Origin of the sequence: Streptomyces sp. NPDC051662, assembly GCF_040681655.1 — a bacterium.
In the GTDB taxonomy this organism is placed as follows: Bacteria; Actinomycetota; Actinomycetes; order Streptomycetales; family Streptomycetaceae; genus Streptomyces.
Genome location: NZ_JBFAZD010000025.1, coordinates 59,079 through 81,844, shown reverse-complemented (window position 1 = coordinate 81,844; position 22,766 = coordinate 59,079). Strand labels below are relative to the sequence as shown.

At 71.0% G+C, this 22,766-nt stretch carries 20 protein-coding genes; 8 read left to right on the top strand and 12 right to left on the bottom strand.

Going from position 1 to position 22,766, the window contains the following annotated elements:
* Positions 1-68 precede the first annotated feature (68 nt).
* From AB0M67_RS32125 to AB0M67_RS32115, 3 genes are all read left to right on the top strand, one after another.
* Positions 69-929, top strand: a complete 861-nt coding sequence (locus tag AB0M67_RS32125) for an alpha/beta fold hydrolase (RefSeq protein WP_365751072.1) — start codon at positions 69-71, stop codon at positions 927-929.
* A gap of 324 nt (positions 930-1,253) precedes the next feature.
* Positions 1,254-2,735 carry a TIGR00366 family protein gene (locus tag AB0M67_RS32120; protein ID WP_365751071.1) on the top strand — a complete coding sequence of 494 codons (1,482 nt, stop codon included), beginning with the start codon at positions 1,254-1,256 and terminating at the stop codon, positions 2,733-2,735.
* Positions 2,736-3,065: 330 nt separating this feature from the next.
* On the top strand, positions 3,066-5,105 hold the full coding sequence (locus AB0M67_RS32115; RefSeq protein ID WP_365751101.1) for an NB-ARC domain-containing protein: 2,040 nt from the start codon (positions 3,066-3,068) through the stop codon (positions 5,103-5,105).
* Positions 5,106-5,180: 75 nt separating this feature from the next.
* On the opposite strand, the gene AB0M67_RS32110 is transcribed toward AB0M67_RS32115, so the two are convergent.
* The 3 genes from AB0M67_RS32110 to AB0M67_RS32100 all read right to left on the bottom strand — a co-directional run bounded on the left by AB0M67_RS32110 (position 5,181) and on the right by AB0M67_RS32100 (position 6,981).
* The gene (locus tag AB0M67_RS32110; RefSeq protein WP_365751069.1) at positions 5,181-5,690 is read right to left on the bottom strand and encodes a DNA starvation/stationary phase protection protein; all 510 of its coding nucleotides are present in this window, start codon (positions 5,688-5,690) and stop codon (positions 5,181-5,183) included.
* Positions 5,691-5,800: 110 nt separating this feature from the next.
* The gene (locus AB0M67_RS32105; protein ID WP_365751068.1) at positions 5,801-6,403 is read right to left on the bottom strand and encodes a hypothetical protein; all 603 of its coding nucleotides are present in this window, start codon (positions 6,401-6,403) and stop codon (positions 5,801-5,803) included.
* 143 nt (positions 6,404-6,546) lie between these two features.
* Positions 6,547-6,981: a subtilase-type protease inhibitor gene (locus AB0M67_RS32100; RefSeq protein WP_365751067.1), complete on the bottom strand. Its 435-nt coding sequence runs from the start codon at positions 6,979-6,981 to the stop codon at positions 6,547-6,549.
* Between the two features lie 369 nt (positions 6,982-7,350).
* Here AB0M67_RS32100 and AB0M67_RS32095 point away from each other — a divergent pair, with 369 nt between their 5' ends.
* The 5 genes from AB0M67_RS32095 to AB0M67_RS32075 all read left to right on the top strand — a co-directional run bounded on the left by AB0M67_RS32095 (position 7,351) and on the right by AB0M67_RS32075 (position 11,795).
* On the top strand, positions 7,351-8,250 hold the full coding sequence (locus AB0M67_RS32095; protein WP_365751066.1) for a polysaccharide deacetylase family protein: 900 nt from the start codon (positions 7,351-7,353) through the stop codon (positions 8,248-8,250).
* A gap of 178 nt (positions 8,251-8,428) precedes the next feature.
* Complete coding sequence (locus AB0M67_RS32090) at positions 8,429-8,962, top strand: toxin-antitoxin system HicB family antitoxin (protein WP_365751065.1); 534 nt, start codon at positions 8,429-8,431, stop codon at positions 8,960-8,962.
* A gap of 120 nt (positions 8,963-9,082) precedes the next feature.
* Positions 9,083-9,928: a DUF4097 family beta strand repeat-containing protein gene (locus tag AB0M67_RS32085; RefSeq protein WP_365751064.1), complete on the top strand. Its 846-nt coding sequence runs from the start codon at positions 9,083-9,085 to the stop codon at positions 9,926-9,928.
* A 74-nt stretch (positions 9,929-10,002) separates the two neighbouring features.
* Complete coding sequence (locus tag AB0M67_RS32080; RefSeq protein ID WP_365751063.1) at positions 10,003-11,004, top strand: ATP-binding cassette domain-containing protein; 1,002 nt, start codon at positions 10,003-10,005, stop codon at positions 11,002-11,004.
* Positions 11,001-11,795: an ABC transporter permease gene (locus tag AB0M67_RS32075; protein WP_365751062.1), complete on the top strand. Its 795-nt coding sequence runs from the start codon at positions 11,001-11,003 to the stop codon at positions 11,793-11,795. Before AB0M67_RS32080 ends, AB0M67_RS32075 begins: the two co-directional genes overlap by 4 nt.
* Here AB0M67_RS32075 and AB0M67_RS32070 read toward each other — a convergent pair.
* Genes AB0M67_RS32070 through AB0M67_RS32030 form a run of 9 tightly spaced genes read right to left on the bottom strand, consistent with a single transcriptional unit; the run spans position 11,750 to position 22,680 of the window.
* Positions 11,750-12,649, bottom strand: coding sequence for a TIM barrel protein (locus AB0M67_RS32070; protein WP_365751061.1), 900 nt, complete (start codon positions 12,647-12,649; stop codon positions 11,750-11,752). The two genes, AB0M67_RS32075 and AB0M67_RS32070, sit on opposite strands and share 46 nt — an antisense overlap.
* Before the next feature lie 13 nt (positions 12,650-12,662).
* Positions 12,663-14,333 (bottom strand): FAD-dependent monooxygenase, encoded by a 1,671-nt coding sequence (locus AB0M67_RS32065; protein ID WP_365751060.1) that lies wholly within the window; start codon positions 14,331-14,333, stop codon positions 12,663-12,665.
* Complete coding sequence (locus AB0M67_RS32060; protein ID WP_365751059.1) at positions 14,330-15,238, bottom strand: fumarylacetoacetate hydrolase family protein; 909 nt, start codon at positions 15,236-15,238, stop codon at positions 14,330-14,332. Before AB0M67_RS32060 ends, AB0M67_RS32065 begins: the two co-directional genes overlap by 4 nt.
* Positions 15,235-17,007, bottom strand: coding sequence for a dihydroxy-acid dehydratase (locus tag AB0M67_RS32055; RefSeq protein WP_365751058.1), 1,773 nt, complete (start codon positions 17,005-17,007; stop codon positions 15,235-15,237). The genes AB0M67_RS32060 and AB0M67_RS32055 overlap by 4 nt, the downstream gene beginning before the upstream one ends.
* A gap of 4 nt (positions 17,008-17,011) precedes the next feature.
* On the bottom strand, positions 17,012-17,980 hold the full coding sequence (locus AB0M67_RS32050) for an NAD(P)-dependent oxidoreductase (RefSeq protein ID WP_365751057.1): 969 nt from the start codon (positions 17,978-17,980) through the stop codon (positions 17,012-17,014).
* Positions 17,977-18,711: an ABC transporter ATP-binding protein gene (locus AB0M67_RS32045; RefSeq protein ID WP_365751056.1), complete on the bottom strand. Its 735-nt coding sequence runs from the start codon at positions 18,709-18,711 to the stop codon at positions 17,977-17,979. The genes AB0M67_RS32050 and AB0M67_RS32045 overlap by 4 nt, the downstream gene beginning before the upstream one ends.
* Complete coding sequence (locus AB0M67_RS32040) at positions 18,708-20,573, bottom strand: branched-chain amino acid ABC transporter ATP-binding protein/permease (RefSeq protein ID WP_365751055.1); 1,866 nt, start codon at positions 20,571-20,573, stop codon at positions 18,708-18,710. The genes AB0M67_RS32045 and AB0M67_RS32040 overlap by 4 nt, the downstream gene beginning before the upstream one ends.
* On the bottom strand, positions 20,570-21,454 hold the full coding sequence (locus tag AB0M67_RS32035) for a branched-chain amino acid ABC transporter permease (protein ID WP_365751054.1): 885 nt from the start codon (positions 21,452-21,454) through the stop codon (positions 20,570-20,572). The genes AB0M67_RS32040 and AB0M67_RS32035 overlap by 4 nt, the downstream gene beginning before the upstream one ends.
* Positions 21,454-22,680, bottom strand: a complete 1,227-nt coding sequence (locus AB0M67_RS32030) for an amino acid ABC transporter substrate-binding protein (protein ID WP_365751053.1) — start codon at positions 22,678-22,680, stop codon at positions 21,454-21,456. The genes AB0M67_RS32035 and AB0M67_RS32030 overlap by 1 nt, the downstream gene beginning before the upstream one ends.
* Positions 22,681-22,766: the final 86 nt, after the last annotated feature.

Sequence of the window (22,766 nt, the reverse complement as noted above, 5' to 3'; positions counted from 1 at the left end):
AGGTTACGACAGGGCGCGTCAATCGCGCGTCTGTTCAGCGCGGGCCACTGACATTAGGGTCGGCCGGTGTGAGGGAGACCGATCTGGAACTGAGCGACGGCCGCACGCTGCGTGTCTACGACACGGGCGTGGACGACTCCGACGGCGCCCTCGCCGTCTTCTGGCACCACGGGACGCCGAACATCGGCGCGCCGCCCGCGCCTCTCTTCCCGGCCGCGGCCCGGCTCCGTATCCGCTGGGTGTCGTACGACCGGCCCGGATACGGCGGATCGTCCCCTCGTCCGGGCCGTGACGTGGCCTCGGCGGCCGGTGACGTCGCCGGTATCGCCGACGCGCTGGGCATCCACCGGTTCGCGGTCATGGGACATTCCGGCGGCGGCCCGCACGCCCTGGCCTGCGCGGCGCTGCTGCCGGACCGCGTCCTCGGTGTCATCGGCGTGGCCGGGCTCGCTCCGTTCGGCGCCGAAGGGCTCGACTGGTTCGGGGGCATGACGGATTCCGGGGTGGCGTCACTGCGCGCCGCCGCGGAGGGGCGCGCGGCGAAAGAGCGGCACGAGGCGTCGGGCGCCGCGTACGACCCCGAGTTCACCCCCGCCGACCAGGCCGCGCTCGCCGGGGCGTGGTCATGGCTGGGCGAGGTCGTCGGCCCGGCCGTCGCGGCGGGTCCTGCCGGGCTGATCGCCGACGACCTGGCGTACGTCGCCCCTTGGGGATTCGATCCCGCGCGGGTCGGCGCACCCGTGCTGCTCCTGCACGGCGGCCGGGACCGGATCGTGCCCAGCACGCACGGCCAGTGGCTCGCGAGCCACTGCCCCTCGGCGGAGCTGCGACTGAGCCCGGACGACGGGCATATCTCGGTGCTGAACTCGGCTGAGGCCGCGCTGGAGTGGCTCAGGGCCCGCGCCGACGGGAGCGGCACCCCGCGCTGAGGCGACCGGCGATCAGCGGGCAGGTCCCCGGGCGGTCGGCGAGGGCTCCCGTGCGGTGAGATCGTGCCCTGACACGTCGTTGTGCGAACGAACACCCCAATGTGCCTTCTTTCTCAGGAAGTTGATCCACCACATGATGTGGTCGCACGCTATGTGGATCACCTCTATTGTCATCCGGCCACGCGTGGCCGAAGATCCTCGGCACCGCACCCCTGGACCCATGGACCTCTGGAGTCACTGAGTCCTGGAGCCACGGAGTCCTGGTCTCACCGTCACCCGGGCCCGGGACAGCGGCGGCCAGGACGCTCGACAGGAGGACACCCGATGACCACAGCGCCCCCGCGGGAGCCGGCCCCACCGACCCCGACCGGCAGGGAGCCCTGGCCGGCGCGTATGGCGCTGCGCTTCACCGCGTTCTCCGAGAGATGGCTGCCGGACGCGCTGGGCTTCGTACTGGTGGGCACGTTCGCGGTCTTCGCGCTCGGCCTCGTGACCGGCGAGGACCTGGTCGGCGCCCCGTCGGACCCGGCGGCCACGACCGGCTACGGGCTGGTGGACGCGTGGGGTCAGGGCTTCTGGTCGCTGATCACGTTCACGCTCCAGATGGCGATGATCATTATCGCCGGGTACGCGGTCGCGGTCTCACCACCGGTCGGGCGGCTGATCGGCCGGCTCGCGCGGGTGCCCCGTACGCCCCGCGGAGCCATCGCGTACACCGCGGCCGTCGCGATGGTGACGTCCTACCTCAACTGGGCCTTCAGCCTGATCTTCACGGCGATCCTCGCCAAGGAGATCGCGCGCAGGGTCTCGGGTGTCGACTACCGGGCCCTCGGCGCGATGGCGTTCCTCGGACTCGGCACCGTATGGGCCCAGGGCCTCTCCGGGTCCGCGGCGCTCCAGGTGGCCGGCGAGGCGTCGAGCCCGCCCGCCGTACAGAAGGTCATCGAGGAGGGGCGCGGCAGTGGTCTCATCCCGCTGACGGAGACCATCTTCCTCTGGCAGGGCATGGTGGCCACGGCGATCGTCTTCGTCGTCGCCGTCGGTATGGCCTGGTTCCTGTCGCCCTCGCCGGAGCGCGCGAAGACCGCCGAGGAGATGGGTGTCGAGCTGGGGCCCAGCGTGGCGAACGAGCGGGCGGAGCCGCGCCGAGGCCGGCCGGGGGAGTGGATCGAGTACAGCCCCGTCTTCGCGATCCTGCTGTTCGCGCTCGGAGTGTGGTACCTGGCACGGCACTTCGCCCGCGCGGAGGGCAGCGCCCTCAACGCCCTGGATCTGAACACCGTCAACCTCATCCTCATCCTGCTGGCGCTCATCCTGCACTGGCGTCCGGTACGGCTGGCTCAGGCGGTCAAGGAGGGGACACCGGCGGCTTCGGGCGTGCTGCTCCAATTCCCGCTGTACGGCGGGATCTTCGGGATGATCGCCTTCACCGGGCTGAGCAAGACCATCGCCGGCTGGCTGGTATCGGTGTCGAACGAGTTCTTCTACCCGGCCTTCATCGCGATCTACAGCTGTGTGCTCGGCGTCTTCGTCCCCAGCGGCGGCAGCAAGTGGGTCATCGAGGCGCCCTACGTCCTGGACGCGGCCAACCAACTCCAGGTGAACCAGGGCTGGGTGGTCGTGGTGTACGACCTCGGCGAGGCGAGCGCCAATCTCCTCCAGCCGTTCTGGATGCTGCCCACGCTGACGATCCTCGGACTCAAGGCACGCGACATCATGGGCTACACCTTCGCGATGTTCCTGGTCTGCTTCCCGGTCGTGCTGATCGTCGTCACCCTGTTCGCCCGCACGCTGCCCTTCCCCTGAGCGCCGGGGCGAACGCGGCACCCCGATGACCCGCCGGGGGCCGGACGATCCCTCGCTGCCCGGCCCAGCCGCGCTATCGGGGCGCGGACGGAGTCGAGGAGTTCCGCGCCAGGCTGGTCGAGGAGGCCGGAGTCGCCGCTGACGCGGACCGCCCTGGGCTCGGTCGTCCAGGGGCGGCATCGACGCGGTGCTCGATGGATCACCGGAATTGCCCACTCGTGCCAGAACGCGTGGCTGGTTGACTGTTCTGGGCCCACTCGCGGCCGATTCTGGCCGTTTACGACCAGGGGTGTAGGCCGTGGACCATAACAGGGCCAGGATATAGCCGTGGTGGGCAACCTTCCCGTCGTGACGACCAGCTTCGTGGGCCGGAACAGCGAGCTGGGCTGGATCGAACGGGCATTCGCGGAGCACCAGTTGGTCACGCTCACGGGCAGTGGAGGTGTGGGCAAGAGCCGGCTGGCGCTGCGTGCCGCCGAGCGGGCGGCCGGCCGGTTTCCTGATGGGGTGTGGTGGGCGGATCTGTCGCCGTTGTACGACGAGAGGCTGTTGCTGGGGACGGTGTGTGATGCCGTCGGGCTCTCGGATCATTCGCTGCGCTCGCCGGTGGAGGCGTTGTGCGAGTGGCTGGCGGGGCGACGGTTGCTGCTGGTGCTCGACTGCTGCGAGCGGACGGTGGCCGCGGTCGGGCATCTGGTCGGTGAGCTGCTGACGGCCGCGCCCGGCCTGACCGTGCTCGCCACGAGCCGGCAGCCGCTCGGGGCGAGGGGTGAGATCCGCCTCGACGTACCGCCGCTGCCCCTGGCGGGCGATGACGACGCGCTACGGCTCTTCCGTGACCGGGCGGCCCGTACCGCGCCGCGGGTGTCCCTGGACGACCCGGGTACGGCCGCCGCGGCCGTCCGGATCTGTCACCGTCTCGAAGGCGTTCCGCTGGCGGTCGAACTGGCCTGTGCCCGGCTGGCCGATCACTCGGTCGAACGTGTCGCGGATCTGCTGACCAACCGGCTGGATGTGCTGACCGACGACACGGTCTGGCCCCGCCGCCATCGCGCGCTGCGTACCGCGATCGGGTGGAGCCATGAGCTGTGCGCCCCGCTCGAACGTCTCCTCTGGGCCAGGCTTTCCGTCTTCCGCGGCGACATCGGGGCGGACGACGCGCGGGCGGTGTGCGCCGGAGGTCCGCTCAGTGCCGAGGCGGTCACCGCCGCCCTGGCGGGACTCGTCGCCAAATCCGTCCTGCGCCGGGAAGGGGGCGAGGGCGACCGTTACCGCATGCTCGACACCCTCCGCGAATACGGCGCCATGTGGCTGGGCGAACTGGGTGAGGAGCGGCTGCTCGCCGACCGGCACGCCGCGTACTTCGCCGACCTCGCCCGCCGGGCCCACGCCGGCTGGCTCGGCCCGGACCAGGTCGCCTGGTACCGGCGCGTCGCCGACACCCACGCCGATCTGTGCGCGGCCATCGACCATCTCCTCGAACACGACCCGGCGCAGGGCGTGGAGATGGCGGGCCGCACCGGGCTCTTCTGGAGCTGCTGCGGCCATCTCCACCAGGCCCGCAGCTGTCTGGAACGCGCGCTGCGCCGCCACCCCGCCGGAGGACCGCACCGCACCCGCGCCCTCTGGGCCCTCGGCATCACCCTCGCGCTCCAGGGCGACCACGAGGCCGCCCGCCGGGTCGGTGAGGAGTGCAGCGTCTCCGCCTGGCATGACAACGAGCCGGAATCCCTGCTCTCCGCCGCCCACCTCGTCGGCTTCAACTGCCTGATGATGGGCCGCCCCCTGGCCGCGCACACCGTCTGCGACCGCGCGCTGCGCAATCTGCCGGGCGATCCGCGCGAGGCCCCGTCACAGTTGCGCTGCCGGGTGATAAGGCTTTTCGCGCTCACCGCGCTCGGCCGACTCGACGACGCGCGCGAGGAGGCCGCCGGGCTGCAACGGCTCAGCCTGCGGTACGGCGAGCGCTGGGCGCGTGCCTACGCCGACCACCAACTCGCCTTCATACACCTCTTGCAGGGCCGCCCGCGCGATGCCGAGGGCCACGCGCGGGCGATGCTCGCGGGCAAGTACGAGCTGCACGACAGTCTCGGGATCGCTCTCGGTCTCGATCTGCTCGCCGGAGCGATCGCGGTCCAGGGCGACGGTGTGGAGGCGGCCCGTACGTACGGCACGGGACACGCGTACTGGCGCATGATCGGCCACCCCCATCGCGGTTCCCCCGAACTCGGCGCGCTCCGTGAGGAGTGGGAGCGGCGGGCACGCGAGGCCGCGGGCGACCCCGCCTACGAGAGGGCGTACGACCGGGGTCTGGCCGACGACGCCAGGAGCGGGCTCGTCCGCGCGCTGCAGGGCCATCTGCCGTCATAGAGCCCCGCTCCACACGAGGACGGGGGAGGACGGGGCCCGAAGGCTGATCACAACGTCACACGGGTCGGAGCGCTCTCACACCTTCCGGTTCTCGGAGCGGACCATCCACGCGTGCTTTTCGAGGGTGTCGATGATCGAGTGGAGGATGTCCGCGGTGGACGGGTCCGCCTTGTCCACGCCGTCGTGCAGGCGCCGCATGGTCGCCGTCGTCGCGTAGAGGCGCGTCGTGATGAGATCCACCACGGCCGCCACGCTCAGCTCGCCCTCGGGGAACCTGGGCAGGGTCGTGGTGGCCACAACAGTGTCGGAGCGTCCGTCCGGAACGGTGTGGAGGGCTCTCATGCGCTCGGCGATGTCGTCACCCGCCTCCCGGGCGTCGTCCACGATGGTGTCCAGCTGCAGGTGCAGGTCCCGGAAGTTGTGGCCCACCAGGTTCCAGTGCGCCTGCTTGCCCTGCAGGTGCAGTTCGATGAGGTCGACAAGGATTGCCTGGAGGGCCTCCGACAGCTGCCGGGACGCCGTGAAGCCCACGGCCGCGTCCTGCTCGGAGAGCCGAGCAGAGGGTGAAACAGTGCGCGACGTCATGTTTCCGCTCCTTCAGAGAAACGCGTTCCCCGGGGCACTGAGCGCAGAGAAGGCGTGCCGTCATGTCCTCCCAGTCTCGTCGCAGACTCCCGACCTCGCAGCTCGGACCTTCAGGGCTGGAGTGTGGTGGCCCAGGCCGCGGTGACGGACTCGTAGGCGGTCTGTCCCGTCTCGTCCAGCGTCCGCGCCGTCCCGTCGGCCATGACGACCGCCAGGGTCCGTACCGCGAAGGTGTCCAGCTCCAGTACCGCCACCACGCGTTCGAGCTGGGAGATCAGACCGCGCGGTGAGCGCGGCGGGTCGCCCCACTCGGCTCCGGCCTGTCCGACGAGTTCCAGAAGCCCTTCGGTGCCCGGCTCGTCGTCGAGGGCGCGGTGCAGTCGGGTGAGGACCTCCCACAGCGCGTCCAGGTCACCGGAGTCCACCGCGAGGGCGTGCACGGTCGGCTGTGGCGTTCCCGTGGGCGAGAGCAGTGGTTCGAGACCGCTCCCGGCGCGCGCCGGGAGCATGGAGACGACGCGGTCGCACGCGGTCGCGGCCTCGGCGTAGGGGGCCGCGGGGAGTTCCCACGGGTCGTCGTCGAGGGCGGCGGCGGCCGCCAGATGATCGAGCAGCCGGTCCCCGACGGTCCGCAGATCGCACAGCCAGTCCTTGTCGTCGGGCAGCACACACCACCGTCGGCCCGGCCTCAGTGTCCTCGCGCCCTCGTTCATTCGTCCAGCGTTCCAGCACCGGGCCTCCGCCCGCAGGCACTTGCCCGCGCGTGGCGGAGAACGTGCGGACGCACCGGAGATACGGCACGTCCCGGCCGGAGGCCCGGCGCTCCTGTGAGGACAGGCCCTGGGGCGTGGTCAGGTCAGAAGGCGAACACCGTGCCGCTGCCGTTGTCTCTCGCGCACGGGTTGCTGAAGGTGTGGACGTACGAGAAGCGCTTGCCCTCCCAGACGCCGTCCGCCGTGACGGTCACCGGGTTCCACTCCCGGGTGCAGGAGATATGCGGGGCCGGGGTGGTGATGGCGTCCAGCCGGCCCTGGGCGGCCCGGAGTTCGGCGCAGGCGCCGGCCGGGTCGGGGTGCGTACCGCTCGCCTGGGGCGCACAGCTGAGAGTCACCGCGCGCAGCACCGTCCCGGTCACGGTGTCGGCGCCTCCGGTGACACTGAGCACGAGCGCGGAGGGGGCGTACAGGCTTGCGGATACGGCCTGTTCGGCGCTCGCCGTGCCGGTGGCCGGCAGCGCGGTCAAGGCCAGTGTGGTGGCCGTGAGCGCCAGACCTGTTGCGATGGAACGCATTTCAAACACTCCCTGGGTCGAGGTTCTGTAAAACGCTGGCAGTCTTGCCCCCTTTGGCGGTGGATGGGTGACCCTCCCGTCACTTTCAGTCGCTCCGTGTGATGGTATGAGTGCAGGTTGTGGTCATGGGGTGGGGCTTGACCTGTGGGGGAGCTGTTGTGGGATTCGGCCGAAGAAGGTCGTAATGGGTGGTTGATCAAGTGAATTTAAGGCTCATGAATCCTTGAACCTTGGAATGCGAGGAGTGGCGGGATCTGGTCCTGCGTTGCGCCGGTTCCCGGTGGGTACCGTGCATGCCCGCTGGGGGTTATGGGCCGCCGTGGATTAAATGAGCGGACGGTCTCGCGTGGCGCGTTCACACTGGGGGGCATGGATGAACCCGCCAACGTGTCCGGATCCGTCGCGCCCTCGGGTCTCTCCAGTGAACTGCTCGGCTACCCCGCCGATGCCCGTGTGCTCATCGTGAACAACGATGACTTCGGGATGAGTCACGCCATCAACGCCGCCGTCATCGCGTCGATCGCGGACGGCATCGCCGCTTCGTGCAGCCTGATGGTGCCGTGTCCCGGGGCGCCGGAGGCCATGGGCCTGCTGCGCCGGTGGCCCGAGATCCCGTTCGGAATTCATCTCACGCTGGTCTGCGACACGGCCCACCACCGGTGGGGTCCGGTGGCCGCGAGAGAGCGCCTGCCCTCCCTGCTCGACGGGGACGGGGAGCTGTTCACGCCACCGCGGATTCCCGAACTCCTCGCGCGGGCCCGGATCGAGGAGGTCGAGACCGAGTTCCGCGCTCAGATCGATACGGCGGCCGATGCCGGACTGGCGCCGACCCATCTCGACTGGCACTGTCTGGCCGACGGTGGACGCGACGACATCTTCGATCTGACCGTGGCGCTCGCCGGTGAGTACGGCCTGGCGGTACGGGTCTGGCTCGAACCGGGGCGTCGGAAGCTGCGTCCGCGCGGTCTGCCCGTCACGGACCACCCCTTCCTGGACAGCTTCAGCCTCGATATCGAGGGCAAGCGGGACCGGTACGCCGAGCTGCTGCGTGAGCTGCCGGCCGGACTGAGCGAGTGGGCCGTGCATCCCGGCCTCGGCACCGCTGAGGCGCGGGCGATCGAGCCCGATGGCTGGCGAGTGCGCCGGTCCGACTACGCGTTCCTGACCGCGCCCGAGACCCGTGAACTCCTGCGGCGGGAGGGGATTGTCGTGATCGACTACCGGGCCCTCCAGCAGGTCTGGTCCCGGATCGGCGCAGCACGTCCTTAGTGGTGCCACCGTGGCACCATGAGAGGCGCCAGATGGGCTGAGGGTCCATGTGGCACCGCATTGAGGCACTGTGATGCCAGTACGTTTTAGCAGGTCAGGCGCGTTGGGTTGAGCCCGGGCTGTGTCGGCTTCCCTTGCGGGCTTGCGTGTGGCGCCATAGTGGTGCCACTATGGTGCTATGGACCTCACGCCGTATGTCGACAACCTCCGCCGCGAACTCGCGGTGGCCGCCGAAGCCGGCGGCGAAGAAGCCCGCGAGCTGGCCGAGCGGCTCACCGCTCCGCTGGAGTCGGCGACCCGACTGACGATGCTCCATGTGCTCTCCGCCGCGATGAGCGAGATCACCCGCGAACTCGCCCCGGGCTCGGTCGATGTACGGCTGCGCGGGCTCGACCCCGACTTCGTGGTGACGCGGCCGGCGGGCGACGAGGCGTACGAGGACAGGAGCGGGCCCGCCGAGCCGCTCAGGACCCCGGCCCCGGCACCCGCCGCCGACGGCGACGACGGCGGCACGGCTCGCGTCAACCTGCGACTGCCCGGCCACCTCAAGACGCGCGCCGAGGAGGCCGCGAGCCGCGAGGGCCTGTCGGTCAACGCATGGCTGGTACGAGCCGTGTCGGCCGCGGTCGAGGGCGGCACCCCGTCGCGTACGGCGGAGAAGGCCCGCACCACCCGCACGGTCGGACAGAGCGTCACGGGCTGGGTGCGCTAGCCCCGCCCCGCCCGCACCACTTCACCCACGCCCCACCCACGCCACTTCATCCACGCCACTTCATCCACACCACGTCCCACCAGCAGGGACGCCACGAAGACCCAAGAGGACGGGACAGCCATGCCTTCTTTCGACACCCCCGCGACGATCTCGGCCACCGCCCATGTGGAAGCCGGATCCATCCGGTTCATCGCCGCCGACCGGCTTGACACCCTCGTCGAGGTGGCGGCCCGCGACCCCAAGAAGGACCTGGACGTACGGGCGGCGGAGCAGACCGAAGTGCGTTACACGAACGGCCTGTTGACCATCAGGACGCCCAAGCAGCGCTATCTCGTCGGGCGCACCGGTACCGTCGACGTCACGGTCGAACTGCCCACGGGCTCGCAGGTGGAGTTGACCGGCGCCTGGGCCCAGGTGCACAGCGAGGGCCGGCTCGGCGAGGTCCGTGTGAAGACCTCGTCGGGCGATGTCCGCCTCGACACCACCGGGCCGCTGCACCTGACCGCGTCCCACGGCAGCATCACCGTGGACCGCGTCGAGGGGTCCGCCGAGATCACCACCAGCTCCGGCAGCCTGCGCGTCGGTACCGTCGACGGCCCGGCCGTTCTGAAGAACTCGCACGGCGCCACGACCGTCGTCGACGCCCTGGGTGATCTGCGGGTGAGCGGTGCCAACGGCGACATCCTCATCGAGCACGCGGAGGGCTCGGTCGCCGCCACCACCGCCCATGGCACCCTGCGCGTCGGCGATGTCGCCCGCGGGACCGTCCAGTTGGAGACCTCCTACGGCTCCATCGAGGTCGGCATCCGCGAGGGCACGGCAGCCTGGCTCGACGCCGGCTCGGGCACCGGTCAGGTGCACAACGCGCTCACCGCGTCCGAGGCCCCGGACACATCCGAGGGCACCGTCGAGATCAAGGCCCGTACCCGCCACGGCAACATCGACATTCGCCGCGCCCGGGCCTGACCCGCCCCAACTCCTCATCTCCTGACAGCCAAGCCCACTTCACCACTCATCACGCCTTCGAAGGGGAGGGCTCCATGCCTTCATCTGTCATGCCCACGACCAGGCAGGGCGGCGGTCACGCGTCGCCGGCCGCCATCTCCGCCGTCGGGCTGCGCAAGTCGTACGGCGGCAAGACGGTCCTCGACGGTATCGATCTGCGTATCCCGGCCGGGTCCGTGTTCGCGCTGCTCGGTCCGAACGGCGCCGGCAAGACCACCGCCGTCAAGATCCTCTCCACCCTCATCTCCGCCGACGGCGGGCAGTCCCAGGTCGCGGGCCACGACATCGCCACATCACCGGACGGCGTGCGCGCCGCGATCGGGGTCACCGGGCAGTTCTCCGCCGTCGACGGTCTGATCACCGGCGAGGAGAACATGCTCCTCATGGCGGACCTGCACCACCTGTCCAAGCGCGAGGGACGGCGGATCGCCGCCGAACTGCTGGAGCGCTTCGACCTCACCGACGCCGCGAAGAAACCCGCCTCCACCTACTCCGGCGGCATGCGACGCCGCCTCGACCTCGCCATGACCCTCGTCGGCAACCCACGGATCATCTTCCTCGACGAACCCACCACCGGCCTCGACCCACGCGCCCGCCACACCATGTGGGGCGTCATCCGCCAACTCGTCACGGACGGCGTCACCGTCTTCCTCACCACCCAGTACCTGGAGGAGGCCGACGAACTCGCCGACCACATCGCCGTGCTCAACGACGGCAAGATCGCGGCCCAGGGCACCGCCAACGAGCTGAAACGGCTCATCCCCGGCGGGCATGTGCGGCTGCGCTTCTCCGACCCGGCCGCCTACCGGTCCGCAGCCGCCGCGCTGCGCGAGGTCACCCGGGACGACGAGGCACTGACACTGACGATCCCCAGCGACGGCGGCCAGCGCGAGCTGCGCTCGCTCCTCGACCGGCTGGACACCGCCGGTATCGAGGCCGACGAACTGACCACCCACACCCCCGACCTCGACGACGTGTTCTTCGCCCTGACCGGCCCGGCCCACGTCCCCAACCAGCCCAAGGAGACCGTCCGATGAGTTCCTTCTCCCTCGCCGTCCGCGACTCGTCCACGATGCTGCGCCGCAATCTCCTGCACGCGCGGCGCTATCCGTCCATGACCCTGAATCTGCTGCTCACCCCGATCATGCTGCTACTGCTCTTCGTATACCTCTTCGGCGATGTGATGAGCGCGGGCATCGGCGGCGGCGGTGCCGACCGCTCCGAGTACATCGCGTATCTCGTCCCGGGCCTCGTGCTGTTGACCATCGGCAGCACCACGATCGGCACCGCGGTCTCCGTCTCCAACGACATGACCGAGGGCATCATCGCCCGCTTCCGTACGATGGCGATCCACCGCGGCTCCGTCATCATCGGGCACGTCGTCGGCAGCGTGCTGCAATCGATCGCCAGTGTGGTCCTCGTCGGCGCCGTCGCCGTGGCCATCGGCTTCCGCTCCACCGATGCCACCGTCCTGGAGTGGCTCGCGGCGTTCGGACTGCTCGTCCTCTTCGCCACGGCGCTCACCTGGATCGCGGTCGGCATGGGCCTGATCAGCCCGAACGCCGAGGCGGCCAGCAACAACGCGATGCCGTTGATCTTTCTGCCGCTCATCTCCAGCGCCTTCGTCCCGATCGACGCGATGCCGGGCTGGTTCCGGCCGATCGCCGAGTACCAGCCGTTCACCCCGGCCATCGAGACCCTGCGCGGGCTGCTGCTCGGCAGCGAGATCGGCCACAACGGGTGGCTGGCCGTGGGCTGGTGCCTGGGACTGGCCGTACTCGGCTACTTCTGGTCGAAGTCGGTGTTCCACCGCGACACCACGCGCTGAACGCCGGAACGTACAAGGGCGGGGTGCGCGCCGACGAAGCGCCGGGCAGCCCGCAGCGACGCGGCGGTATCCGGGGTGGGGCTGAACTCCAGCCCCACGGACCCCTCGTAACCGGCCGTCAGCAGTGCCTGCCACACCCGGGCGAAGTCGATGTCCCCGGTACCAGGACAGCTCCTCCCCGGGGTGTCGGCGAACTGGACGTGCCGTATCAGCCGTGCGTGGCGGGCGATCGTGAGCACCGGGTCCTGGCCCGCCCTCGCGACGTGGTACACGTCAAGCAGCATGCCCACGTTCCCGGCCCCCGCCTTCCGGGCCCGCTCAACCACGCGCGCGGCACTGTCGGCATCCGGCAGCAAGTAGCGGGGATTGTCGGCGGAGTTGAGCGGTTCGAGGAGGACGGTCACCCCCTCGGCCGCCGCCTTCTCGGCCGCGAACCGCAGATTCTCGTAGGCGGTACGGTGCTGGAGCGCCACCGGTACACGCGGATCGCGGTTGCCATAGGGCAGATTGACCAGACGGCATCCGGTGTCCGCGGCGAGCCGCAGCACCGCCAGGACGCTTCGTTCGCACCGGGCCCGGCGCCCCGGATCGGCCAGCAGCCCGCGGTCACCGGCGCCGTGGTCGCCCCCGTCGATGTTGACGCAGACCAGCTGAACGCTCGCCCGGCTCAGCGCGTCCCGCACCGCGCCGATCTCGTCGGACGTGGGATCCGGGGTGGAGAACGGCCACCACATCTCGATCCGGCCGAACCCGGCCGCCGCCGCGGCGGCCGGGCGCTCGGCGACCGGGAGGCCGGCCAGGACCAGGGAGACATTGAGCGCGTACCGGTCCCTTCCGAACCGCGCCTCCGTCATGAGCGTGTCTCCTTCATGGGGTCTCCCGCCGGAGGATCCGCCGCAACGCCTGGGCCAGCAGATCCGCGTGGCGCCCCGCGGGATCGGCGGGAGCGCGCCACGACAGGTGCCCGTCGGGCCTGATCAGCAGCGCGGAGCCGGGCCGGAGACCGTACAGCCGGTCGAAGCGCTCCCGGTCGACACCGAAGCGCGGTCCCGGCGCACGGTACGCACGCAGCGGCAGCCGGAGGCTCCGGCCCACGCTGCGGGCGGCGTCGCTCCAGGGGGCGCCGTCCGCGCCGTACAGCAGTGTCCAACCGCCCTCGAAGATCTCCAGGCTGGACATCCGGCGCTCGCCGTCGTGTACCCACAGATGCGGGGCGCGTCTGCCGACCGCCGCGCCGAACGCGTCCGCCTCCGCCGCCCCCGCCGTCTCCGCCGTCTCCGCCGTCTCCGCCGTCTCCGCCCCCGTCGTCTCCGGCCGCTCCTCGACCAGCGCGCCGTGCGGGTAGCGGAACCCCAAGTCCCTCTCCAACGCGGACAGATGACCGCGCTGACGCGCCGCCGCGTCGCCCGCCGGCGCCCCGCTCACGATCGAGCGCCACACGTCGTCGAAGCGCTCCGCGTTCTCCTGGCTCCACCGGGCGTTGGAGAGCGCCACCGGACGCCGTTCGGCCTCGTAGGTGTCCAGCAGCCGGTCCCCGGCCCGGCCCAGCCGGACCAGCGCGAGCTTCCACAGGAGATTGTGGGCGTCCTGGATACCGGTGTTGAGTCCGAAGCCGCCGGTCGGCGGAAACACATGCGCGGCATCGCCGGCCAGGAAGACGCGCCCGTCGCGGTAGGTGTCCGCGACCTTCGCCGTGACCTCGTAGGTGGCCGTACTGACCACCTCCACCGGAATGTCCTCGCCGACCGCGCTCCTGACCAGCTCACGCGCCTGCGGATCGGTCAGCCCGCCGGGGTCTCCGGCGTCCCTCGGCCGCATCCGGAAGGTGATCCACCGCTCGCGTCCGTCGACCGGCGCCACGGTGACGAATCCGCCGTCGGGGGCGGCCGTCAGATACTGGATCGCGCCGCGGTCCTTGGTGAGCCGGGAGAGGTCACCGTGCCAGTAGACGCTCTGCCAGTAGCCGAGCGAGTCACCGGTGAGCCCGATCCCGAGGCCGTGCCGGACCCGGCTCCCCGCCCCGTCCGCGGCGATGGCGTAGCCGGCGGTGAGGGTCCGTATCCCCCCGGTTTCCGTGTCCTCGACCGTCGCGCGCACGCCGCCCCGGTCCTGCCGCAGATCCGTCACCGTACTGCCGAAGAGCACCCGGACCCCGGCGGTCCGCGCGACCCGGGCCCGCAGTATCCGCTCCAGCTCGTCCTGCGGAACCCGGCAGGGGCCGCTGGGGCTCAGCGTGCCGTCCTCGTCGCCGACCGGGGTACGCGCGTACTCCGCGCCGCTCAGCGACCGGCAGTAGACGAAGCCGTGCCGGGGGTTCGCCGGAGCGCGCCCGCGAATCTCCCCCTCCATTCCCCAGAGGCGGAACAGCTCCATCGCGCGCGTACGCACTCCCCGGGCCTTGGGATGGGCGTACGGGAACCGATGGCGCTCCACGAGCGTGGCCGGGATGCCGAGCCGTGACGCGAGCAGCGCCGCGCTCAGACCCACGGGACCGCCCCCGACGACAAGGACGCCCGTATGACCGTCGGGGGGTGTCATCGGGCGCTCTCGTCGGCGACAGGCGTCTCCATGACGCCGAGACCGGTGATCTCCATCCGTACGCTGTCCCCGCCGAACAGGAAGCGCGGCGGGTTCTGGAAGGCGCCGCACCCCGTGGTCGTACCGGTGTAGATGATGTCGCCGGGTGTGAACTCCAGGACCTTGCTGAAGTCCTCGATCAGCCCGGGGATGTCGACGATCATCTCCGCGCTCGAACCGTCCTGGCACAGTTCGCCGTTGACCCAGCAGCGCAGCCGCAGATCGTGCGGGTCGGGGATCTCGTCCTTGGTGGCCAGCCAGGGGCCGAACGGCGCGCCGGTGGGGATGCCCTTGGCCCGGGTGATCTGCGAGAAGAGCGGGCTCAGTTCGATGTCCTTGAACGCCATGTCCCGCGCCGTCACATCGTTGCCGATCATATAACCGGCGACATGGTCGTACGCCTTCTCGCGGGAGATGTACCGGCCGCCGCGCCCGATGACGACGGCGATCTCCGTCTCGTAGTCGAGCTGGACGCTCTGCTGGGGGCGTACGAGGGTGTCGTGCGGCCCGATGACCGTATTGGACGGCTTGAAGATCAGCAGGGGTTCGGACGGGGAGGGAGCGTCCTTCATGCCCGCCGCCTCGTCGACATGGGACTGGTAGTTGCCGCCCGCGACGATGATCTTCTCGGGGCGGGGGACCGGCGGTCCGAGCCGGGTGGTGGTGGCGTCGACGCGTTCGACCGGTCCGGTCAGCGCCTCCTCGATGAGCGGCTGGAGATGGTCCAGGAAGGCGAGGATGCCATTGGTGTCCAGGACGGGCAGCCCCAGTCGGGTCAGCAGCGGGGCCAGCGGTACGAGCTGGTCCTCGTCCAGCAGGACGGCGGGCTGCTCGGCGCGCGGGGGGCCGAATGTGACGATCCTCATGACGGGTCTCCTCGGTCGGTTCGGTGGGGATGGGCGGCGGCGGAGCGCAGGAAGTCGAAGTCGCAGCCCTCGGAGCTCTGCAGGACGTGCCGCCGGTACAGCGAGGCGTAGCCGCGCGCGGGCGGCGCGGACCCCGACCAGGCCCCAGGCCCAGACCCGGCCCCCGATGCGGACCCCGACCCGGGGATGGGCTCGCGCCGGGCCAGTTCGGCCGCGTCGACGTCGAGGTCGAGCCGCCCCGTGGTGACATCCAGGACGATCGGATCGCCGTCCACCACTCGCGCGAGCGGGCCGCCCACGGCCGCCTCGGGCGCGACATGGAGGACGACGGCGCCCGAGGCGGTACCGCTCATCCGGGCGTCGGAGATCCGCACCATGTCGGTGACACCCCGGCGCAGCAGCTTCGCGGGAATGGGCAGTTGGCCGACCTCGGGCATGCCGGGACCGCCCACCGGACCGGCTCCGCGCAGGACGAGCACGGAGTCCTCGTCCACGTCCAGCCCCGGATCGTCGACGCGCGCGTGCAGATCGGCGAGACCGTCGAAGACGACCGCCCGCCCGCGGTGCCGCCACAGCCGGGGATCGGCCGCCGAGCGCTTGATGACCGCCCCGTCGGGCGCCAGGCTGCCGCGCAGCATCACCAGCGAACCCGACGCGAGAACGGGGTCGGACGCGGACCGCAGCGCCGGGCTCTCGTGCCGTACGGTCCGCGCCAGCACGTCGTGCCAGGGCTCACCGGTGCCGGACAGCGCGTCGGCGCGCAGCAGCGGCGCCAGCTCCAGGAGCACCGCCGGGAGGCCGCCCGCGTCCTCCAGCTCCTCCAGCAGATGGGGTCCCGAGGGGCGGACATCGGTGAGGAGAGGGGTGGTTCCGCTCCACTCGGCCATGGCGTCGAGGCCGAGCCGGTGACCGATACGGCCCGCGATCGCTTCGAGGTGGATGACGGCGTTGGTGGAACCGCCGACCGCGCACAGCACCCGGAAGGCGTTCTCCAGCGAGGCCGGGGTGATGTACGCGTCAGGACCCTGACCGGCGCGGGCCAGCTCGACCGCGCGCCGTCCGGTCCTCTCGGCGGCGGCGGCCCGCGCTCCACCGGTGGCGGGCAGCAGGCTCGTACCCGGCAGCGCCATGCCCAAGGTCTCCGCGATGAGCGCCATGGTGACGGCGGTGCCCAGCACATTGCAGGTGCCGGCGCCGGGGACGAGACAGCCCTCCAGCGCCGACCAGCGGGCATCGTCCAGCGCGCCCGTGCGGCGTTCGTCGGAGAGCGTCCACAGATCGTCGATGGTCAGCGGCTTCCCGGCCCACCGCCCGGTGGCGCGCGGGCCCGCCGCGAGGGCCACGGCCGGTTTTCCCGCGCTGAGGGCGCCCATCAACTGGGCCGGTACGGTCTTGTCGCAGCCGCCGAGCAGCACCACGCCGTCGATCGGGGACGCGGTGATCATCTCCTCGACGTCCATGGCCATCAGATTGCGCAGATAGAGCGTGGTCGGCCGGACGAACGGTTCGGCGAGCGAGATCGTCGGGAACTCCAGCGGAAGGCCCCCGGCCGCGATCACGCCGTGTTTGACCCGCGCGGCGAGTTCCCGCAGCCCCTGGTTGCACGGGTTGAGTTCGCTCCAGGACGTACAGATCCCGATCACCGGCCGGGCGCGTACGGTCGCCTCGCTGTGTCCGGCGCCGCGCAGGAAGGCGCGGTGGATGAAGCCGTCGCGGTCCTCCGCGCCGAACGCCTCGCCGTTCCGCGGGCGCGTGCTGTGCTGTGACATGCCGTCACCGCCCCGCCGGACGGCCGCCGGCGGGACCGGCGGGGGCGGACCCGGGACCGGACCCCGGACCGGATCCCGGGCCGGACCCGGCCGGGGGTACGGGATCGTAGGCGCGGGCCAGTTGGGCCAGATCCCGGCGCCCCGCCCCGGCGCGCGCCAGCGCGTTGAACGGGCCGCGCGCCGCGGTGAACACCCGCAGCGGGACATCCGAGCGCGCCGCCAGGTCGGCCACCAGCGCCTGCACCGGTACGAGCCCGCCGATGGTGGCGCCCGACACCGCGTCGGAGGGGGTGAGCGCGGCGGGCAGACAGTGGTCGAGCATGGCGCTCGCGCCCCAGCCGGACATCAGCACCCGCTTGCTCTCCCGGGGCGGCAGCCCGAGCCGGGAGAGCAGCGCCGCCGCCTCCGCCGCGGCGGCCACATGCACACTGACGAGCAGCTGGTTGACGAGCTTCAGCTCCAGACCCTTGCCCACCGCCCCGACATGGACGACCTCCGAGCAGTACGCGTCCAGCAGGGGCCGTACGGACGCCAGTTGGGCCGCGTCACCGCCGGCGATCCCGGTCAGCAGCCCGTCGCGGGCGCGCTGCGGCCCGCCCGTCACCGGCACATCCAGGAAACCGGCCCCGCGCCGCTTCGCGTGCCCGGCGAGAGTGCGGGCGAGCGCGGGCGCGACCGTGCCGTGCTCGACGAAGAGCTGCCCGGGGCGCGCCGCCGACAGCAGTCCGTTCTCGCCCAAGTAGACGTCGCGTACGGCCTGTTCGTCGAGCAGGCAGCCGATCACCACCTCGCAGTCCTGGGCGATCCGCGCGGGGGTGGCGGCCCGTTCGGCGCCCGCCTCCACGAGCGGCTGGGCCTTGGCGGGCGTCCGCGCGTACACCGTGACCGGGTGACCCGCGGCCAGCAGCCGCCGGGCCATCGGCAGCCCCATCACGCCCGTACCGGTGAACCCGACCCGTACCGGCGCGCTCATGACGCCTCCCGCCGGGACGGGGCGCCGCCGAAGAACAGCCGCCCCATGTCCGGGTCGGCGAGCAGCGCGTCGGCCGGCCCGGTGTGCAGGACCCGGCCGCCCTCCATGACGACGGCGTCGTCGGCGAGGGTGAGGCCGAAGCGTACGTTCTGTTCGACCATGAGCACCGTCACCCCTTCCTGGTTGAGCGTGCGGATCGAATCGGCCAGCCGGGCGGATGCCTTGGGGTCGAGCCCGAGCGTCGGCTCGTCCAGCAGGACGACCTTGGGACGCAGCATGAGCGCACGCGCGAACTCGACGATGCGCCGCTGACCGCCGGAGAGGGACGCGGCCCTGTCCCCGGCGCGTTCGGCGATCAGCGGGAAGATGGCGGATATCTCTTCGTAACGGCGCCGGTTGCGCTCCCGTTCACGACGGTGCACATACGCGCCGAGCAGCACGTTCTCCCGTACCGTGAGGGCGGGGAACAGCCCGTGGTGCTGCGGGACCTGGACCACACCGCGACGCAGGATCCGTGCGGGGGAGAGCCCGCCGATCTCCTCGTCGCCGAGCAGTACCCGGCCGCTTCGGGGGCGCAGCAGTCCGCTGCACGCCTTGAGCACCGTCGACTTCCCCGCGCCGTTGGGGCCGACGACACAGGTGATGGCGCCTTCGGCGGCGGAGAAATCGACCCCGCGCAGAATGTCGCCCGCCCGTCCGTAGCCGGCCACCAGGGACCTGAATGTGATCATGCGCCGGCTCCTGTGATCGCCTCGTCGCCGTGCGGCCTCACGGCGTGGTCACCGAGATAGGCGTCGAGCACGGCCGGATCCCGCTCGATCTGTCCTGGCGGACCGCTCGCGATGACCGCGCCCTGGGCGAGGACATGGATGTGGTCGCAGAGCGACAGCACGAAGGGCATGTTGTGTTCGACGATCACCACGGTCGTACCGGCCTCGTTGAGCGCCCGGACGATACCGCTCAGCCGGTCCACGAGCGCCGGGTTGATCCCGGCGGCCGGTTCGTCCAGCAGCAGCAGCTCCGGCCGCAGCATCAGCGCCTGGGCGAGCTCGACCAACTTCTGCTGCCCGTACGAGAGTCCGCCCGCCTCGTGCTCCGCGTACGCGCCCATCCCGACGAAGTCCAGCCACTCACGGGCGAGGGCCGTGTCCGTGCCGCCGGCCGCCCCGGCGCGCGGTCCGGCCGTGGAGAGGCTCCGGCTGGGGACGGCCAGATTCTCCAGGACCGTGAGGCGCGGGAAGACCCGGGCGGACTGGAAGGTACGGGCCAGCCCGGCGTGTGCGCGCTGCCAGCGGGGCAGGGCGTCGATACGGCGCGTACCGAGCCGGACCTGGCCGCCGTCGGCGCCCAGGCTTCCGTCGAGCAGATTGAACACCGTGGTCTTTCCCGAGCCGTTGGGGCCGATCAGGCCCGTGATCGTGCCCCGCTCGACCGTGAACGAGCACTGGTCGACCGCGTGCACACCGCCGAACGCCTTGTCCAGGCCGGTCACCCGCAGCAGGGGCACGCCCTCCGGTTCCGCCGCCTCCCGGGGCCGGACCCGCGCGGACGCGGGCAGCCTCTCCGGTTCGGGGGCCGGCTGGCTGCCCGCCAGGGCCTTGGGCCCGGTGCGCCGGAGGCGGGCGAGCAGGGCCGCCCCCTCCGTCAGCACACCCTTGGGGAAGAACAGCACGATCGCCGCGAGCAGGGTGCCGTAGATGATCAGACGCCAGGAGCCGGCGTCGGGGCCGCTCAGACTCTGATTGGTGAGCTGGTTGAGCGGCTCCAGCAGAAAGGCGCCCAGGACAGGCCCCCACAGTGTGCCCACCCCGCCGAGATGGGCGGCGAGCACGATCTGCATGGCGATGACGATGTCGAACATCGCGGCCGGTTCGAGGAACGCGATGTAGTACCCGTAGACACCGCCCGCGATCCCGATGGGGAACGCGGAGGCGGCGAAGGCGAGCATCTTGTAGCGGTCGGTCCGTACGCCGATGCCGTCCGCCTTCGACTCGTCGTCGCGGATCGCCATCAGCCCGATGCCGAACGTGGAGCGCCGGATGGCCCAGGATCCCCACACGGTCAGCGCCAGCAGTACCAACAACGCATAGTAGAAAGGCCAGTTGAGATAGGCGCGGTCCCAGCTCGGCAGCGGCAGCGCGAGTCCGTGATTGCCGTTGGTCAGCGAGGACCAGTTGGAGGTCCCCAGCGAGGTGAACTCCAGGAAGGCGAAGCTCACGATCACGAAGGCGATACCACGGGTGCGCCGGCCCGCCAGCCCGAGCAGCAGCGCGGCGCCGGCCGCGACCACCCCGCCCACGGGGGCCGCGAGAAACGGTGAGACGCCGAAGTGGAGGGAGAGCAGGGCGGTGGTGTACGCGCCGATGCCGAGGAAGGCGCTCTGGCCCAGCGACACATAGCCCGCGTAACCCGAGATGATGTTCCAGCCGGACGCCATGACGGCCAGCAGGAACGCCATGATGGCCATGTTCTGGACATAGGCGTTGTCGGACACCAGGGGCAGTACGGCGAGGAACACGGCGGCGAGCCCGATGGCAGCCGCCCGCGGCCGATTCCCCTTTATGCGTGGCGTGTTCACGCGTGGCTCGTTCATGGGCGGCTCGTGTCCTCTCGTAGCCGGGTGCCCAGCAGGCCCTGCGGGCGAGCGACGAGCACCAGGATGATGGCCAGATAGGGGACCGCACCGGCCCAGTCGGGAGAGACATAGTCGGAGGTCAGCGACTCGGCGAGGGCGATGACCAGCGCGCCGAGCACACTGCCGGGCAGGCTGCCCATACCGCCGAGCACGACGATGGCGAGCATCAGCCCGATCCAGTGGTCGGCCGAACTCGGCATGAACGGGTACAGGACGCTCAGCAGCGAGCCGCCCGCGCCCGCGGCGGCCACCCCGATCGCGAAGGACGCCGCCCAGACACCGCGCACCTCGATGCCGATCAGCCGGGCACCCTCCGCGCTTCCGGCGGTGGCCTGGATCGACCGTCCGAGCCAGGTGCGCCGCAGCAGCAGATACAGCCCGGCGAGCACCACCGCAGCGACCAGACACGCGTACACCTGCGCCTGCGGGAACGTGAGCCCCAGCACGGAGAACGAGCGGTTGGCATACCCCGGGGTCACCGAGTGCGGTTCGTTTCCCCAGATCAGCGCGATGACACCCTTGGTGACAAGGGTGAGGCCGAAGGTGGTCACCAGCGCCATCGACGGGTCGGTGGTACGGGAGCGCTCGATGAAGACGTAGTACGTGGCCCAGCCGACGACCAGCAGGCACGGCGTGGTGATGAGCACCAGCAGCAGAGGGTCGAGTCCGGTCGCGTTCCACAGGGTGTACGTCAGATAGGCGCTGAGGATGAGCATGCCGCCCTGCGCGAGGTTGATCACCCGCATGACCCCGAAGATCAGGTTCATCCCCGCGGCGACCAGCGCGTACACCCCGCCCACGAGCAGCCCGAGGACGACGGCCTGGAGCAGCCGCGCCATCAGGACCACTCCGGCTTGGGGTTGACGACCGAGTCGACGGTCTTCTGACTCTCCGGGGCGATGATCTGGAACTCCCCGCCCTGCCACTGCGCGAGCAGCATGTCGCCATTGGGCACTCCGCGTTCGTCCCACTCCAGCGGGCCGACGATGGTCTGCACGGTGTGGGAGTGCAGCCAGTCGGCGAGCTTGTCCTGGTCCAGGCTGCCCACCGCCTTCACCGCCGCCTCCAGCACCTGACCGGCGGTGTACGCGTTGGCGGCGTCGTCGCTGGGAGCGGCGCCGTAGGCCGCCGTGTACTTCTCGACGAACTCGGCGTTGCCCGGGTAGCCGGCCTTGGGGCTCCAGGCGGCGGTGGTGAAGATGCCCTCGGTGTTCTTCGCCCCGATGGCCCGGGGGTACGACCCGGTGACGCTCGGGCTGTTCGTCTGGAAGAGGATCTCCGGGCTGAACCGCTGCTTCTGGAGCCCCTTCACAAAGCCGGCGCCGTCGCCGGTGCCGACCGCGCCATGGATGACCAGATCGGGTTCCGCGCGGGCGACGGCGCCCGCGATGGAGTCGAAGTTGACGGTCTCCGGCGCGTACTTCTCGCTGTAGACGCTCTTCACCCCGAGCTTGGTGAGCTCCTTGCGGAACTCCTCGACGACGACATCCGTGTTGGGGTCGTCCTGCGTGGGGTACGCCGCTGTCCTGGGCCGCTGGTCGGCGGGGAGCGCGGTGAGCCACGCCAGGAACTGCTCCGGCAGATCCACCGATGTGCTGGGCTGCGCGAAGAACAGATAGTCGTAGCCGCGGGTGAAGATCTCCGAGGCGCCGCCCGAGGGTTCGACGTAGAGCATCTTGTTGCGCTCGGCCACCGCGGAGGCGGGCAGGTTGAGTTTCGAGGAGAAGGTGCCGAGGAGCAGATCGACCCGTTCCTGGCTGATGAGGCGGTTGTAGTTGGTGACCACGGTGTTCTGGTCGAAGCCGTCGTCGAGGACCTTGAGTTCGACCTGCCGCCCCAGCAGCCCGCCGTCCTTGTTCACCTCGTCGAGCCAGACCTTGTAGCCCTCGTACGCGGGTTTGGAGGCGTCGGCGACGGGCCCGGACAGCGGGAGCGACGCGCCGACCTTGATGGAGCCGCCGCCGTCCGCGGCCGGCCCCGAGCACGCGGTCGCCACGAGCAGCGCCGCGGTCGCCGTGCTGATCATCGCCGTGCGCCGTCGTCCGCTCCGGCCGAATCCTGGCATGACACTCACCTCGGGTTGGTGATCGTGATTGCGGTCAGGGCCCACCGGGCTGGGGCGCGGGTGACAGGGCGTCGGAGCGCGTCCCG